This is a genomic window from Amycolatopsis sp. CA-126428, from assembly GCF_002904335.1.
Taxonomy (GTDB): domain Bacteria; phylum Actinomycetota; class Actinomycetes; order Mycobacteriales; family Pseudonocardiaceae; genus Amycolatopsis.
The window spans coordinates 46,273-60,814 of sequence record NZ_PPHF01000048.1; the positions used below are offsets into that span (position 1 = coordinate 46,273).

Annotated in this window: 15 protein-coding genes; 7 read left to right on the forward strand and 8 right to left on the reverse strand. The window is 69.9% G+C overall.

The window, feature by feature from the left end:
* The first annotated feature begins 61 nt into the window (after positions 1 to 61).
* The gene (locus tag C2L58_RS13395; protein ID WP_103337905.1) at positions 62 to 814 is read left to right on the forward strand and encodes a GNAT family N-acetyltransferase; all 753 of its coding nucleotides are present in this window, start codon (positions 62 to 64) and stop codon (positions 812 to 814) included.
* Here C2L58_RS13395 and arfB read toward each other — a convergent pair.
* From arfB to C2L58_RS13425, 6 genes are all read right to left on the reverse strand, one after another.
* Positions 811 to 1,227, reverse strand: coding sequence for an alternative ribosome rescue aminoacyl-tRNA hydrolase ArfB (gene arfB, locus C2L58_RS13400; RefSeq protein ID WP_103338078.1), 417 nt, complete (start codon positions 1,225 to 1,227; stop codon positions 811 to 813). The two genes, C2L58_RS13395 and arfB, sit on opposite strands and share 4 nt — an antisense overlap.
* Positions 1,228 to 1,278: 51 nt before the next feature.
* Positions 1,279 to 2,349 carry a phosphoribosylformylglycinamidine cyclo-ligase gene (gene purM, locus C2L58_RS13405; RefSeq protein WP_103337906.1) on the reverse strand — a complete coding sequence of 357 codons (1,071 nt, stop codon included), beginning with the start codon at positions 2,347 to 2,349 and terminating at the stop codon, positions 1,279 to 1,281.
* Between the two features lie 30 nt (positions 2,350 to 2,379).
* Positions 2,380 to 3,906: an amidophosphoribosyltransferase gene (gene purF / locus C2L58_RS13410; protein WP_103337907.1), complete on the reverse strand. Its 1,527-nt coding sequence runs from the start codon at positions 3,904 to 3,906 to the stop codon at positions 2,380 to 2,382.
* A gap of 118 nt (positions 3,907 to 4,024) precedes the next feature.
* Positions 4,025 to 4,330, reverse strand: coding sequence for a hypothetical protein (locus C2L58_RS13415; protein ID WP_091304778.1), 306 nt, complete (start codon positions 4,328 to 4,330; stop codon positions 4,025 to 4,027).
* Complete coding sequence (locus C2L58_RS13420) at positions 4,317 to 4,556, reverse strand: DUF397 domain-containing protein (protein ID WP_103337908.1); 240 nt, start codon at positions 4,554 to 4,556, stop codon at positions 4,317 to 4,319. The genes C2L58_RS13415 and C2L58_RS13420 overlap by 14 nt, the downstream gene beginning before the upstream one ends.
* 254 nt (positions 4,557 to 4,810) lie before the next feature.
* Complete coding sequence (locus tag C2L58_RS13425) at positions 4,811 to 5,689, reverse strand: helix-turn-helix domain-containing protein (protein WP_103337909.1); 879 nt, start codon at positions 5,687 to 5,689, stop codon at positions 4,811 to 4,813.
* 164 nt (positions 5,690 to 5,853) lie between these two features.
* Between C2L58_RS13425 and C2L58_RS13430 the strand changes: the two genes are divergently transcribed.
* The gene (locus tag C2L58_RS13430; RefSeq protein ID WP_103337910.1) at positions 5,854 to 6,687 is read left to right on the forward strand and encodes an SAM-dependent methyltransferase; all 834 of its coding nucleotides are present in this window, start codon (positions 5,854 to 5,856) and stop codon (positions 6,685 to 6,687) included.
* A gap of 25 nt (positions 6,688 to 6,712) precedes the next feature.
* Here the strand turns inward: C2L58_RS13430 and C2L58_RS13435 are convergent, their stop codons facing one another.
* A complete protein-coding gene (locus tag C2L58_RS13435) occupies positions 6,713 to 7,093 on the reverse strand; it encodes a sterol carrier family protein (RefSeq protein ID WP_199191251.1) in 381 nt (126 codons plus the stop codon).
* Between the two features lie 56 nt (positions 7,094 to 7,149).
* On the opposite strand from C2L58_RS13435, the gene C2L58_RS13440 reads away from it, so the two are divergent.
* The 5 genes from C2L58_RS13440 (at position 7,150) to C2L58_RS13460 (ending at position 12,029) form a co-directional block, all read left to right on the forward strand.
* Complete coding sequence (locus tag C2L58_RS13440; RefSeq protein ID WP_103337912.1) at positions 7,150 to 7,854, forward strand: type VII secretion system-associated protein; 705 nt, start codon at positions 7,150 to 7,152, stop codon at positions 7,852 to 7,854.
* 104 nt (positions 7,855 to 7,958) lie between these two features.
* A complete protein-coding gene (locus tag C2L58_RS13445; RefSeq protein ID WP_103337913.1) occupies positions 7,959 to 8,759 on the forward strand; it encodes a lysozyme in 801 nt (266 codons plus the stop codon).
* 192 nt (positions 8,760 to 8,951) lie between these two features.
* The gene (locus tag C2L58_RS13450; RefSeq protein ID WP_103337914.1) at positions 8,952 to 9,821 is read left to right on the forward strand and encodes a lysozyme; all 870 of its coding nucleotides are present in this window, start codon (positions 8,952 to 8,954) and stop codon (positions 9,819 to 9,821) included.
* A 176-nt stretch (positions 9,822 to 9,997) separates the two neighbouring features.
* Complete coding sequence (locus C2L58_RS13455) at positions 9,998 to 10,921, forward strand: hypothetical protein (protein ID WP_103337915.1); 924 nt, start codon at positions 9,998 to 10,000, stop codon at positions 10,919 to 10,921.
* Between the two features lie 4 nt (positions 10,922 to 10,925).
* Positions 10,926 to 12,029 (forward strand): pentapeptide repeat-containing protein, encoded by a 1,104-nt coding sequence (locus tag C2L58_RS13460; protein WP_103337916.1) that lies wholly within the window; start codon positions 10,926 to 10,928, stop codon positions 12,027 to 12,029.
* Positions 12,030 to 12,185: 156 nt separating this feature from the next.
* Here C2L58_RS13460 and purL read toward each other — a convergent pair whose 3' ends face one another.
* Positions 12,186 to 14,492, reverse strand: coding sequence for a phosphoribosylformylglycinamidine synthase subunit PurL (purL, locus tag C2L58_RS13465; RefSeq protein WP_369904183.1), 2,307 nt, complete (start codon positions 14,490 to 14,492; stop codon positions 12,186 to 12,188).
* Positions 14,493 to 14,542: the final 50 nt, after the last annotated feature.

A 14,542-nucleotide genomic window follows, 5' to 3' on the forward strand; every position in this document is an offset into this window, starting at 1 on the left:
CGCACGCCCGTTCCGAGGGCTGCGGTTCCTTGATGTGCTCTCGAAAGGCTCACACCCAGCAATGTCCGCCATTCAGGCCTATGTCCGCACGACGGCGCCACGCGGCCGCGAGACCGAGCAGGTCGGCCCGTTCCTCGCGACCTACTCGCCGGGCACGCCCCACCCGATGCTCAACTACGCGATCCCGGACGACGGCGCGAAGCCGGCGGCGGCCGAGATCGGCGCGCTGACCGCGGCCTACCGGCGGCGGGACTTGCTCCCGCGGCTGGAGTACTTCACCGACGTCGCACCCGAGCTGGAGAAACTGCTGGTCGAAGCGGGGTACGAGCTCGAACGGCGGGTGCCGCTGATGACGTGCGCGCCGGCCGCGCGGGTCGACAAGCCGGCTCCGGCCGGGATCCGGCTGCGCCTGCCGGAGTCCGCCGACGACTTCCGGCGCATGCGGTCGGCGCAGAACACGGCGTTCGGCGAACCCGCGGAAATCGGCGACGAAGAGGTCGAACAGCTGAAAGCCGGCCGGCAAGCCGGCGTGCGGCACCTCTTGGCGGAGGATCTCGCGACGAAGACGGTGGTCGGCGGCGGGCTCGCGCTTGAAATCGTCGACGGCACCACCGAGATCGCCGGGATCGCCGTGCTCGAGCCGTTCCGCGGCCGCGGGATCGCCGCGGCGCTGACCGCGCGCCTCACCCGAGAGGTCCACGAGGCCGGCGCCCACACGGCGTTCCTGACCCCCGGTGACCTGGGGATCGGAAACGTCTACGCCCGCGTCGGCTTCCGGCCGGCCGGGGAGTGCGTGCACCTGTCGCTGCGTTAGTCGTCGAAGCGGCCGGAGCGGCCTTTCTTGACGTCGCTCCGGCGCTTCTTCGACGCCAGGCGGCGCTCTTTCGAACCGCGCGACGGCTTCGTGGGGCGCCGCTTGGCGGGCGGCGGTGCCGACGCGTCCAGCAGCAGGTTCGCCAGGCGCCCCCGCGCGGCCTCCCGGTTCTGCAGCTGCGACCGGTGTTCGCTGGCGGCGATCGTCAGGACGCCGTCGACCAGCCGCGAGCCGAGCCCGGTCAGCACCCGGTCACGCAGGTGCTCGGGGATCGACGGCGACGCGGCGACGTCGAAGGAGAGCTCGACCCGCGAGTCCGTGGTGTTCACGCCCTGCCCGCCCGGGCCGGACGAGCGCGAAAAGCGCTCGCTCAACTCGGCTCCCGGGATCGTGAACCGGGAGCCGATCACCACGTCTTCGGCTGCCACCCCTCAAGTGTGACAGCCGCGAGCAAGGGACTTCTGTCAGAAGCGGGGGTGGTCACCCGAGAGCACCGCGCGCGGGCCGTCGACGTCTTCGGCGGGCTGGACGTCACCCAGCACCCACGCCGGGACGTGCCGCGCGGTCAGCATGGCCAGCGCCCGGTCGACGTCTTCGGCGCCGACGATCGCGACCATGCCGACCCCCATGTTGAACGTCTTCTCCAGCTCGGCGCGCTCGACCTTGCCGCGCTGGCCGATCAGCGCGAACACCGGCGCCGGCGTCCAGGTGCCACGGTCGAGCCGGGCGACCAGGCCGCGCGGCATGACCCGGGCGAGGTTGGCCTCCAGGCCGCCGCCGGTGATGTGCGCGAACGTCCGGACCTCGGTCTCCGCGGCGAGGGCGAGGCAGTCCTTCGCGTAGATCCGCGTCGGCTCCAGCATCTCCTCGCCGAGGGTGCGGCTGAACTCCTCGACGTACCCGCCGAGCGGCATCCGGGCGATGTCCAGCAGCACGTGCCGGGCCAGCGAGTAGCCGTTCGAGTGCAGGCCCGACGAGCCGAGGGCCAGCACGACGTCACCCGGGCGGACCTTCTCCGGCGAGAGCAGCTGCGACGCTTCGACCACGCCGACGCCGGTGGCCGACATGTCGTAGTCGTGCTCGCCCATCATGCCCGGGTGCTCGGCGGTCTCGCCGCCGAGCAGCGCGCAGCCGGCTCGGACGCAGCCCTCGGCGATGCCGCCGACCAGCGCGGCGATCTTCTCCGGGTGCACCTTGCCGACGGCGATGTAGTCCTGCAGGAACAGCGGCTCGGCCCCGGTCACGACCAGGTCGTCGACCACCATCGCGACCAGGTCGATGCCGACGGTGTCGTGCTTGTCGAGCGCCTGCGCGACCGCGATCTTCGTGCCGACGCCGTCGGTCGACGACGCGAGCACCGGCTCCTTCCACTTGTCGAGCTTCAGGGAAAAGAGCCCGGCGAAACCGCCGACGCCACCCATGACCTCGGGCCGCGTCGCCCGCTCGGCGTGCGGCTTGAGCAGCTCGACGGCTCGGTCGCCGGCGTCGATGCTGACGCCGGCGGCGGCGTACGTGGCGCTCGTGGACTCGCTCACGGTGGAAGGACTCCCTACTGGAAGGAACTGCTAGGGACGCCGGACGGCGTCTTCGGCACCGTACCCGGCGGGACTGACGGGGGTCGCCGCGCCATTGACCGCGTCGAGGCTTTCGAGCAGGTGCTTCCCGATCAGCGCGTCCTCCGGCAGCGGAATCGGGTACTCGCCCGAGAAGCACGCCGTGCACAGCCGCGACTTCGGTTGTTCCGTGGCCGCGACCAGGCCGTCCAGGGAAATGTAGCCCAGCGAGTCGGCTCCGATCGAGCGCCGGATGCCGTCGAGGTCGACGCCGTTCGCGACCAGCTCGGCCCGCGAGGCGAAGTCGATGCCGTAGAAGCACGGCCAGCGCACCGGCGGCGACGCGATCCGGACGTGCACCTCGAGCGCGCCGGCCTCGCGCAGCATCCGGACGAGCGCGCGCTGGGTGTTGCCGCGGACGATCGAGTCGTCCACCACGACCAGGCGCTTGCCGCGGATGACGTCGCGCAGCGGGTTCAGCTTGAGCCGGATGCCCAGCTGGCGGATGGTCTGCGACGGCTGGATGAAGGTGCGCCCGACGTAGGCGTTCTTCACCAGGCCGGTGCCGTAGGGGATGCCGGAGCCCTGCGCGTAGCCGATCGCGGCGGGAGTGCCCGACTCCGGCACCGGCATCACCAGGTCGGCCTCGACCGGCTGCTCGGAGGCGAGGCGACGGCCGATCTCGACGCGGGTGGCGTGCACGCCGCGGCCGGCGATCGTGGTGTCGGGGCGGGCGAGGTAGACGTACTCGAAGACGCAGCCCTTGGGGTCCGGGTTCGCGAACCGGGACGAGCGCAGGCCCGCGGCGTCGATGGCGATCAGTTCACCGGGCTCGACTTCGCGGACGAAGGACGCGCCGACGATGTCGAGGCCCGCCGTCTCGCTCGAGACGACCCAGCCACGCTCGAGCCGGCCGAGCACCAGCGGGTGCACGCCGTGCGGGTCGCGGGCCGCGTAGAGGGTGTTCTCGTCGGCGAACACCAGGCAGAAGGCGCCCTTGAGGGTGGGCAGCAGCTCCATGGCCGCCGCCTCGATGCCCTTGTCGGCGGCGTTCGCGGCGAGCAGGCCGCAGATCAGGTCGGAGTCACTGGAGGAGCCGGTCAGGCCCGCGTGCGGCTTCAGCCCCGCTTCGAGGGTGCGTTCACGCAGCTCGGCCGTGTTGACGAGGTTGCCGTTGTGCGCGAACGAGAGGCCGCTGCCGGTCGCGGTGGTGCGGAAGATCGGCTGGGCGTTCTCCCAGATGGTGGCGCCGGTGGTCGAGTACCGGCAGTGCCCGACGGCGATGTGCCCCTGCAGCGACTGCAGGATTTGCTCGTCGAACACCTGGCTGACCAGGCCGAGGTCCTTGAAGACCACGATCTGCGAGCCGTCGGAGACGGAGATGCCGGCGGCCTCCTGGCCCCGGTGCTGCAAGGCGTAGAGGCCGTAGTAGGTCAGCTTCGCGACTTCTTCCCCGGGAGCCCAGACGCCGAAGACGCCACACTCCTCACGGGGTTCCGGGTCGGGCTGGTCGGACACGACTTGCGGGTCGGAAACCACCGAGGAGCTCCTGGGAAGACGTGGTCAGGCCGCTTTCAGTGTAGACGGTGCGGACATGAGCCAGGCCCCGCCCGACGTGGCACTGACCACTTCGGACGGGGCCCGCAAGCCTGTACCGCTAGCACGCATCCGGCAGCGAAAGGATCTCCGCCAGCACCTGCGCGCCTTCTCCGCGGCGGCGCCAAAGCCACCGCTCCGGCTCGAAGATGTTCTCTTCGGAGCCGGGCATCCTGGTCGCCACGACGTCGTCCTCGGCGTTGAGCCGGACCACGTCCACCACGTCGTCGTGCACCCGCACGCCGACGACGGCGAGGACTTCACCGCGTTCGTCGGCGGGGTGGACGAACTGGTAGCCGCGCGCCACCAGCTCCTGCAGTCCGGTTTCGATGTCGAAGACGGGGGCGACGGCCTCAGCCGAGGACATCGTCGAATTCACCGTCCTTCGCTCCCGCCAGGAACGCCGCCATTTCCGCGCGCGTGTACACCAGCGCGGGGCCGGTCGGGAACCGCGAGTTGCGCATCGCGATCTCCCCGTTGACCAGCGGCGCGACCTCGACGCAGTTGCCGTATGCACCGCTGTAGCTCGCCTTGCGCCATTCGGCACCGGACAGCCGATCGGCCGGGATGCCGTTCTCGAATCGCTCAGCCATGTGCCCACCTCTCGATGCGGGAAAGCTCCAGGGCGATGCATATGCATGTGCATCTGCCCGCGTGTCCGAGGCTAGCACGTGTGAGTGCAAAGTTAAATGCACGTGCAGAATTTCTTGCAAAGTTCGCCGACGGTAAGAATTGCCAGCCTGCCGTTAACCTATTGGATGACAAGAGGGTGCACGAACGGCGCAATGGCTACTGTTTGTCACCGCTCACCTGAGCGAAACCGGCCTCCGGAGCAAGGCGAGGGTGGCTAGATCTCCTGACGGCGCTTGCCGAGCATCGACCGGCTCCGCTCGGGCGTCTCCGCGTCGACCGCCAGCATGTCCAGCGCGCGGCTGTATTTCTCGATCTCTTCACGCTTCTCGATGTAGTGCGCGCCGGTCATGTATTCGACGTAGGCGATGTTCGGCAGTTCCGGCTCGCCGAACCGCAGCAGCGAAAACGCGTGCTCCGCGGAGAGGCCGCTGCGCGTGTACGGCAGGACCTGGATCGACACGTGCGGCAGCGCGCTCATCTCGAGCAGGTATTCGATCTGCTGCTTGAGGACCTTCATCCCGCCGATCGGGCGGTAGAGCACCGACTCGTCGAGCACCATCCAGACGCGTGGCGCGTCCGGCCTGCTGAACATCTTCTGCCGCCGCATCCGGAGCGCGACCAGCTGGTCGACCCGCTCGTCGGCCATCTCCGACCGGCCGTGGCTGAAGATCGCCCGCGCGTACGGCTCGATCTGGAGCAGGCCCGACACGTAGAGCGGCTCCCAGATCTGGATTCGCGCCGCGGCTTCTTCGAGGCCGACGAGGTCGGTGAACCAGTTCGGCATGGTGTCGCCGAACCGCCGCCACCAGCCCGGCTCGTTCGACTGCTTGACCATGTCGAGGAACGCGCGACGCTCCGTCGGGTCGTCGACGCCGTACATCGTCAGCAGGTCGGTGACGTCGCGTTCCTTGAACCCGACCCGGCCCAGCTCCAGCCGGCTGATCTTGGACTCGGACCCGCGGATGTTGTAACCGGCCTGCTGACGGGTGATGCCGGCCTCTTCACGGAGCCGGCGAAGCTGCGAGCCCAGGATCATGCGGCGCGCCGTCGGGCCGATGTTCTGTTCAGCTGCGGACGCGTTCACCGCGTTCATTCCCGGCCCTTCCGCGCTCACGTCACCAGGGGGTCCTAGCCCGACTACCGAAAGTACACGTTGGGCCGTCCTGCGCAAAGAGGTGACCCGGTTTACCGCGTGCGTGCGTAGTCCTACTCTACGTAGAGTACGAGACTTTCGACACAGAACTTGCGAGGTTCAACATGCCCGACGCCGCGACCCGGACCGAACGAGTTCCCGTCGGGGTCGACCCGACCCGAGCGAGCATCGCGCGCGTGTACGACGCCTTCCTGCTCGGGAAGGACAACTACGAGATCGACCGGGAGGTCCTGCACAAGGTGCAGAAGGCCGCCCCGGAAGCGCAGGACCTCGCGTTCGAAAACCGCGGCTTCCTGATCCGGGCCTGCCGCTTCCTCGCCAGCCAGACCGGCATCACCCAGTTCCTCGACTGCGGCTCCGGCCTGCCGACCGCCGAGAACACCCACCAGGTCGTCCAGCGGATCAACCCGGACATCGAGGTCGTCTACGTCGACAACGACCCGGTCGTGCTCGCCCACGGCCGCGCGCTGCTCGAGGAGAACGAGAACACCCACTTCGTCGCCGAGGACATCTTCGAGCCGCAGCGGATCCTCGAGAACGAGGTCGTCCGGCAGCACATCGACTTCACCGAGCCGGTCGCCCTCCTCCAGATGGGCACGCTGCACCACTTCAACGGCGACCCGGAGCGGCCGGCGGAGATCATGAAGGAGTACATCGCCGCCCTGCCGTCGGGCTCCTTCGTGGCGCTCTCGCACTTCTTCGACCCCGACGACGAGGACTCCGCGACCGCCCGCAAGATGGAGGACTTCTTCCTGCACAGCCCGATGGGCTCGGGCACCTTCCGGAAGCAGGCGGAGATCGAAGGCCTGTTCCCCGGCCTCGAAATGGTGCCCCCGGGTGTGGTCCGGTGCGCCGACTGGTGGCCGGACGGCCCGCGGCTCAAGGAGCTCAACGTGGCCCAGCGGACCATCGCGGGCGGGATCGGCCGCAAGCCCTAGTCCCGGCGCGCGCCTCGCCCACCCGTCAAAGGCGGAGCAGCGGGAGCCAGTGGGACAGGTCGGCGCGGGTGCCCGACGCGGTCACCCGGCCGTCCGCCACGGCCGTGGTCCAGTCCAGTTGCCCGGTGGCCAGTTCGAGCCATGTGCGCGGGTCGGTCTCGATCACGTTCGGCGGGGTGCCTCGGGTGTGCCGCGGCCCCTCGACGCACTGCACGGCGGCGAAGGGCGGCACCCGGACTTCGACCGTCCGGCCCGGTGCGTCCGCCGCCAGCGCGCGCAGCGAAAGGCGCACCGCCGCGGCCAGTTCCGGGCGTGCCGGAGCGGGCGCATCGCCCTGCAGCCACGGGGAAATCGCCAGCACCGCCGCACGTAACTGTCCGGGGTCGACCGAACGCGAAGAGGCCATGGGCAAACAGTAGAGTGGCGCACCAAGACTTGGCAGGCACACCCGAGAACGTGGGGATGACGATGGCGCAGCGGGACGAGGCGGATCGGATGGTTTCGCAGCAGCCCACCGGAAGCGGAGCCGATCGCCCCGGCAGGCACGGCAAGCACAACCGGGCCGCGCGGCGGGAGGGCCAGCAGGCCCGGCGCACCGGCAAGCACGGCACACCCGAGATCACCGCGGAGATGCGGGCGAACGCCCGCGCCAACCCCGACAGCTGGCTCTACGTCATCGACGAGGCCTTCGACCCGAACGGCCCGGTGCCGTCGTGGGCGGTCGTCGGCGCGTACCCGGTGAACGGCGCCGGCGACGTCGTCGCCGACTTCCACCCCAACGACCGCTACCGGCCCTCGCCCAAGGCGCTCGGCTTCCCGGAACCGGCGAACGACCTCGAACACCTGCTGCAGCTCGTCCGCACCGAACACCGCCCGCCGTCGGACCTGCCGAAGGCCGTCCTCGACGCGACGCTGTTCGTCTACGCGATGTCGCCGGTGCAGCGGACCGTCATCGGCTTCCACAACACCGACGGCCGGGTCATGGTGCCCGCCTACACCCGCAAGTCGCTGGTCCCGCGCGAGTGGCCGCACGCGCGGGCGGTGGTCGGCCGCGACATCGTCGACCTGCTCGGCGGGCACCCGGTCGCGATCAACCCGCACGACCTCATCACGGCGGTCGTGCCGGCGGAGCACCTCCTGAAGGCCGTCGCCGACGAACGGCGCTGACCTGCGGGTCCCACCCCATCGAGTGATCATCGAGTCGCCGATCCGGCGACGCCGGTGCATCGTGAGACTGAAGAAGTCTCACGAGATCGGTGGGGAGCAAGAGGGTGAAACGACGTTCGCTGCCCTTCGCCGCCGTCCTCGCGTCGGTCCTGCTCGTGGCCGGGCAGGCGCCGGCGAAGGCCGTCGACCGCTACACCGGTGCCGAGGACCACTACGCGGGTTCGCAGATCGCCAAGGTCGAGGGCGTCGGCGAGGGCCCCGACGTGCTGTACGGGGGTGCCGACCAGCAGCTCGGGCACGACGTCAGCGGGCACCAGGGGCCGGTCGACTGGCCCGGCGCGGCGGGGTCGGGCGCCAAGTTCGTCTACGTCAAGGCGACCGAGGGCACCGGGTTCGTGAACCCGCAGTTCGCCCAGCAGTACAACGGCTCGTACAACGTCGGCCTGATCCGCGGCGCCTACCACTTCGCGCGGCCGGACATCTCCGACGGCGCGGCCCAGGCGCGGTACTTCCTCGCCCACGGCGGCGGCTGGTCGGCCGACGGCAAGACCCTCCCCGGCGCGCTCGACGCGGAGTACAACCCGTACGGCGAAACGTGTTACGGCAAGGACGCCGCGGGCATGGTCGCCTGGATCCGCGCCTTCTCCGACACCTACCGCGCGGCGACCGGCCGGTTCCCGACGATCTACACGTCGACGAGCTGGTGGAAGCGGTGCACCGCGAACGACGGCGGCTTCGGCGCCAACCCGCTGTGGATCGCGCGCTACAACAGCTTCATCGGCGAACTGCCGGCCGGCTGGGGCATCCACACGATCTGGCAGTTCGCCGACCGCGGCACGCTGCCCGGCGACCAGAACTGGTTCAACGGCTCGGCGGACCGGCTCCGGGCCCTGGCGCTGGGCTGAACGGCGCAACCGTCGAATAATAGGTGTTAACTCGTCACCAATTAACGATCTTCTTCCCGGGAAAATCACCCACACGTATACCCAATTTCACGGAACTGAGTGACAAACGCCACTTCGTCCTCAACAATCGTGCACGGGCGGCTACCTGCAGTAAGCCGCTCATCGCGAGGGTTTCCGTGAAGGGATTCAACGATGTCCACCTCCCGAAGAGGGCGGCTGTTCGCTGCCCTGGTCGTCCCGGCCACGCTGCTCCTGCTCGGCAGCACGGCGCAGGCGACGACCTTCTCCCCCGAAGTCGACCCCGTGGCCGCGATCAACGCGGACATCGCGCAGCACAACCACGAACTGGGTTCACAGATCCGGCGCGTCGAAGGCGACAAGTCGACTCCGGACACCCAGAAATCGGCGCAGCAGCCGCAGCCCGGCCAGGCCATGCCCGGCCAGGTGCTGGCGACGGTGGCCGGCATGGACGTCGCCAGCTACCAGGGCAACGTCGACTGGGCGAACTGGTGGAACCAAGGCAAGCGGTTCGTCTGGACCAAGGCGACGGAGAGCACCAACTACACCAACCCGTACTTCGCCCAGCAGTACAACGGTTCCTACAACCAGGGCTTCATCCGCGGCGCCTACCACTTCGCCACGCCGAACACCTCGAGCGGCGCGGCGCAGGCCCGCTACTTCGTCGCCCACGGCGGCGGGTGGTCCAAGGACGGCCGGACGCTGCCCGGCGCGCTGGACATGGAGTACAACCCGTACGGCGCGACCTGCTACGGGCTGAGCAAGGCCGGGATGACGTCGTGGATCCTCGACTTCCACGACACGTACCACTCCTTGACCGGCCGTTATCCGGCGATCTACACGTCGGCGAGCTGGTGGGGCAGCTGCGTGAGCGGTGACTTCTCCAGCACCGCCCCGCTGTGGGTCGCGCGGTACGCGTCGACGGTCGGCGCCCTGCCCTACAACTGGGGCTACTACACCGTTTGGCAGTACACCTCGAGCCCGCTCGACCAGGACACCTTCAACGGTGCCTACGACCGGCTCCAGGCACTCGCCAACGGCTGACCCACCCCCACCCGGCTCCCGGATCGTGACGGCTTGGCGTCGCCACGACCGGGAGCCGGTTTCATGCCGTACCGTCCGAGCTTGCAGAATGCCGCAGCCACGTCCCCGGGGGGAACCGCACATGCCCGCCGGACGTCGGAAGCGCACGAACACCCAGCGCCCGGAAGGCATGAAAGATGACCTACCCGCCTCAGCCGGGCCAGCCCGGCCAGCCCGACCCGTACGGCCAGCCGCAGTCCGGTGGCTTCCAGCAGCAGGGCGGGTGGGACCCCAACCAGCAGCAACAGCCGTACCCGACGCAGCAGTACCCGCAGGGCTGGGACCCGAACCAGCAGGCCCACCCGCCGGCGTCGGGCGGTTTCCCGGCCAACCCGCAGCAGCCGTGGGGCGACCCGTACGCGCAGCAGGCCTGGGCTGACCCCAACGCGCAGCAGCAGTCGGCGTGGGCGGACCCGAACGCGCAGCAGTACGGCCAGCAGGCCTGGAACCCGAACGCGGGCGGCCAGGTGCCCGGCTGGGACCCGGCGACCGGCGGCTACTCGCAGGGCTTCGGCGGGCCGCCCGCGCCGCCGAAGAAGAGCAAGACCGGGATGTGGATCGCCATCGGCGCCGCCGTGGTCGTCGTGCTCGCCCTGGTCGGCGTCACGGGCTTCGTCGCGCCCGGGTTCTTCCTCTCGAAGGACGACACCAACACGGCCGCGGCCCCGTCGTCGAGCACGTCGGCCAAGCCGTCCCCGTCGAAGCCGACGACCAAGAAGCCGACGGCCTCGGCCACGAAGCCGACGACGCCCGACGGCGGCGGCGGGGGCAACTCGGACGCGAAGGTCCTGCTGCAGGGCTTCATCGACAAGCTGAACGCGGGCGACAACGCCGGGGCGGTCGCCATGGGCTGCGCCGACTCGAAGGAGCTGCTCAGCTCCTGGCTCGACACGTTCCTCAAGCCGCCGCTGCAGCTGCAGCTCGGCAACGTGCCCACCGACAAGTACCTGGTCGAGGGCGAGGTCACCGGGACGTCCGCCGGCAAGCCGGTCAAGGGCACGCTGAGCGCCACGAACTTCGACAAAAAGGGCTTCTGCGTCAGCACGATGCTGGTGTCCTGAGCCGGTGAAGCTGTGGCGATCACCGCTGGCGTGGACGTTCCTCGCGTCGCTGGTGCTGCTGCTCGGGGTCGGCGGCTGGCTGCTGACCGACCCCGCCACCAGCCGCAGTGACGCGCTGAAGACGGGCGGCCTGGCGGGCGGCGCGATCGTGGCGCTGTACGCACTGTGGCTCAACGACCGGCGGCGCCGGGTCGAGGAGCGCCGCCAGGAAATCGAGCGGCGGCGCCACGAACTCGAGGCGCAGCGCGCGGAACAGGACCGCGAGCGGGTCGCCGACGAGCGGTTCGCGAAGGCGGTCGAGCTGCTCGGGCACACGGCCGACCAGGTGCGAGTGGGGGCGTTGCACGCGCTGGCGGGCTTGGCGCGGAGCCGGCCGGCCTACACGCAGACGGTGCTGGACGTGCTGTGCTCGTACCTGCGGCGGCCGTTCGAGCACCCGCGGTACGACGAGGGCCTGGACCGCCGCGATCGGGAGACCATGCGCGGCGAGCAGGAGCAAGAGCAGGAGCTCACGGTCCGGCTCACCGCACAGCGGCTGGTCAAGGAGCTGCTCCCGGCCGCGACGGACGCCGAGGCGCCGGCCTACGACCTGGATCTGACCGGCGCGGTGCTGGAGTACCTCGACCTGACCGACCGCAAGATCGGCAACCTCCTCCTGCGCTACGCGTCCCTGCACAGCAGCACGCACTTCAGCCGCTGCCTCGTGGCCGGCAAGGCGTACTTCACCGGCGCGGGCACGGGAAAAGGTCGCTCGGTGGGCTACTTCCGTTGCCGTGACGCGGTTTTCGCGAGCGTCGCCTGGTTCAGCGGAACCCGGTTCAGCGAGATCGCCGACTTCAGGAACACCAAGTTCGCCGGGCCGACAACGTTCAAGGACGCGGAGTTCGGGGGCGACGTCGAGTTCACCGGGGCACACGCGACGGATTCGCTGGACTTGCGGCGGACCCGGTTCGCCGGGCAGACCGACCTGCGGTTCGCTTCGCTGCCGGAGTCGGTTTCGTTGTACAACACGATGGTTCGGGGTGAGAAGAATGTGCGGCTGCCCTCGGCTTGGGACTTCGAGGAACTGCACGATGGGGCTTTGCGGGTGATTGCCAAGGTGGGCTGAGCCCACCGGGCATCCCCTGGGCGCGGCCCCCGCCCTCCCTTGGGGGGCGTCCCCAGTTCCAGTCTACCGGCGGGGTCCGACGAAAAGCCCGGAAACGCTTGCGAACCCTCGACCTGTCCACAACCCCGCAGGGCTGTGGACAGGTCGGGGTCCGTGTCAGTCGAACAGGGCCGGGAGCGTGCGCTCCCAGGCCTCACGCAGCTCGTCGAGCGTGAACTCCGTGATGTCCTGCAGCTCCAGCGTGCCCGACTCCGGGTCGACCACGCCGGTCTTGCGCCACGGCAAACCGCGTGCGGTGCACATCTCCGTGAAGCGGAGCTCTTCCGTGCGCGGGACCGCCACCAGCACGCGGCCCGCCGACTCCGAGAACAGCTGCACGAACGGGTCCTGGTCCGCGTCGAGGAACACGCGGGCGCCGCACTGTCCGATGAGGACGGTCTCGACCAGGGTCTGGATCAGGCCGCCGTCCGAGAGGTCGTGGGCCGCCGAGATCATGCCGTCGCGGGAGCCCGCCACCAGGATCTCGCCCAGCAGCTTCTCGCGGGCCAAATCGACCCTTGGCGGAACGCCGCCGAGGTGGCCGTGGAGCTCGCGGGCCCACGCCGAGCCGTCCAGCTCGTCGTGCGTTTCGCCCAGCAGCAGCAGGGTTTCGCCCGCCTCCGCGCCGATGCCCGTCGGGATGCGGCGGGTGACGTCGTCGATCACGCCGAGGACGCCGATCACCGGCGTCGGGAGGATCGCCGTCGAGCCCGTCTGGTTGAAGAAGCTCACGTTGCCGCCCGTCACCGGGATGCCCAGCTCGACGCAGCCGTCCGCCAGGCCGTGCACCGCCTGCTCGAACTGCCACATCACACCCGGGTCGGTTGGGGCGCCGAAATTGAGGCAGTCCGACACCGCGACCGGCGTCGCGCCGCCCGTGGCCACGTTGCGGTACGCCTCCGCCAGCGCCAGCTGCGCGCCGCGGTACGGGTCCAGGTAGACGAACTTGCTGTTGCAGTCCGTCGCCACCGAGACGCCGCGGCCCGACGACTCGTCGATCCGGATCATGCCGGAGTCCGACGGCTGCGCCAGCACGGAATTCCCGCGCACGTACCGGTCGTACTGCGACGTCACCCATTCCTTCGACGCCTGGTTCGGCGACGAAACCAGCTTCAGGACGTCCGCGCGCAGTTCGTCCGGAGTGGACGGACGCGGGAGCGACGCCGACGTGTCGGCGATCAATGCGTCCTGAGTGGACGGACGCTCGATCGGCCGGTCGTACACCGGGCCCTGGTGGGCGACCGTGTGCGCGGGGACGTCGACGACGACCTCGTCGTGCCAGGTGATGACCAGGTGCTCGCCGTCGGTGACCTCACCGATGTCGGTCGCGATGACGTCCCACTTGCGGCACACCGCCATGAACGCCTCGACGTTCTCCGGCGAGACGACCGCGCACATGCGCTCCTGCGACTCGCTGGAGAGCACCTCGGCGGGCGTCATCCCGGTGGCGCGCAACGGAACGCGGTCGAGGTAGATGTGCATGCCGCCGTCGCCCGCCGCGGCCAGCTCCGACGTCGCGCAGGACAGGCCGGCGCCGCCGAGGTCCTGGATGCCGACGACGAGCTTCTGGGCGAACAGCTCGAGGCAGCACTCGATGAGCACCTTCTCGGTGAACGGGTCGCCGACCTGGACGCTCGGCAGCTTCTTGCGGCCGCCCGAGGACTCGTCACCCGAAAAGGTGTCACTCGCCAGGACGGACACGCCGCCGATGCCGTCGAGGCCGGTGCGGGCGCCGAAGAGGATGATCTTGTTGCCGGTGCCGGACGCGAACGCCAGGTGCAGGTCCTCGACGCGCATCGCGCCGACGCACAGGGCGTTCACCAGCGGGTTGCCGGAGTAGGACGGGTCGAACACCAGCTCGCCGCCGATGTTCGGCAGGCCGAGGCAGTTGCCGTAGCCGCCGACGCCGGCGACCACGCCGGGCAGCACGCGCTTGGTGTCGGGGGCGTCGGCCGGGCCGAAGCGCAGCGCGTCGGCGACCGCGAGCGGCCGCGCGCCCATCGCCATGATGTCGCGGACGATGCCGCCGACGCCGGTCGCCGCGCCCTGGTAGGGCTCCACATAGGACGGGTGGTTGTGGCTCTCGACCTTGAAGGTGACCGCCCAGCCCTCGCCGATGTCGACGACGCCGGCGTTCTCGCCGATGCCGGCCAGCATCTTGGCCTTCATCTCGTCGGTGGCGGTCTCCCCGAAGTAGCGCAGGTGCTTCTTCGACGACTTGTACGAGCAGTGCTCGCTCCACATGACCGAGTACATCGCCAGCTCCGCGTCGGTGGGCCGGCGGCCGAGGATCTCCCGGATGCGGGCGTACTCGTCGTCGGCGAGCCCGAGCTCGCGGTAGGGCTGGGTGTGGTCCGGGGTCGCCCCGGCACGCTCGGTGGTGTCAACGGTGCTGGTCACGGTGTCCGTGTCAGGGTTCGCCACGGCCGTCAGGATACGTGCCGGGCCGGGCCGCCCCGGACGGTGGGCCACCG

Excerpts from the sequence above, each read along its gene's own strand:
- C2L58_RS13395 (WP_103337905.1), top strand. The coding sequence starts at position 62 with ATGTCCGCCATTCAGGCCTATGTCCGCACGACGGCGCCACGCGGCCGC.
- C2L58_RS13415 (WP_091304778.1), bottom strand. The coding sequence starts at position 4,330 with ATGTCCTCGGCTGAGGCCGTCGCCCCCGTCTTCGACATCGAAACCGGA.
- C2L58_RS13420 (WP_103337908.1), bottom strand. The coding sequence starts at position 4,556 with ATGGCTGAGCGATTCGAGAACGGCATCCCGGCCGATCGGCTGTCCGGT.
- C2L58_RS13425 (WP_103337909.1), bottom strand. The coding sequence starts at position 5,689 with ATGAACGCGGTGAACGCGTCCGCAGCTGAACAGAACATCGGCCCGACG.
- C2L58_RS13430 (WP_103337910.1), top strand. The coding sequence starts at position 5,854 with ATGCCCGACGCCGCGACCCGGACCGAACGAGTTCCCGTCGGGGTCGAC.
- C2L58_RS13435 (WP_199191251.1), bottom strand. The coding sequence starts at position 7,093 with ATGGCCTCTTCGCGTTCGGTCGACCCCGGACAGTTACGTGCGGCGGTG.
- C2L58_RS13440 (WP_103337912.1), top strand. The coding sequence starts at position 7,150 with ATGACGATGGCGCAGCGGGACGAGGCGGATCGGATGGTTTCGCAGCAG.
- C2L58_RS13450 (WP_103337914.1), top strand. The coding sequence starts at position 8,952 with ATGTCCACCTCCCGAAGAGGGCGGCTGTTCGCTGCCCTGGTCGTCCCG.
- C2L58_RS13455 (WP_103337915.1), top strand. The coding sequence starts at position 9,998 with ATGACCTACCCGCCTCAGCCGGGCCAGCCCGGCCAGCCCGACCCGTAC.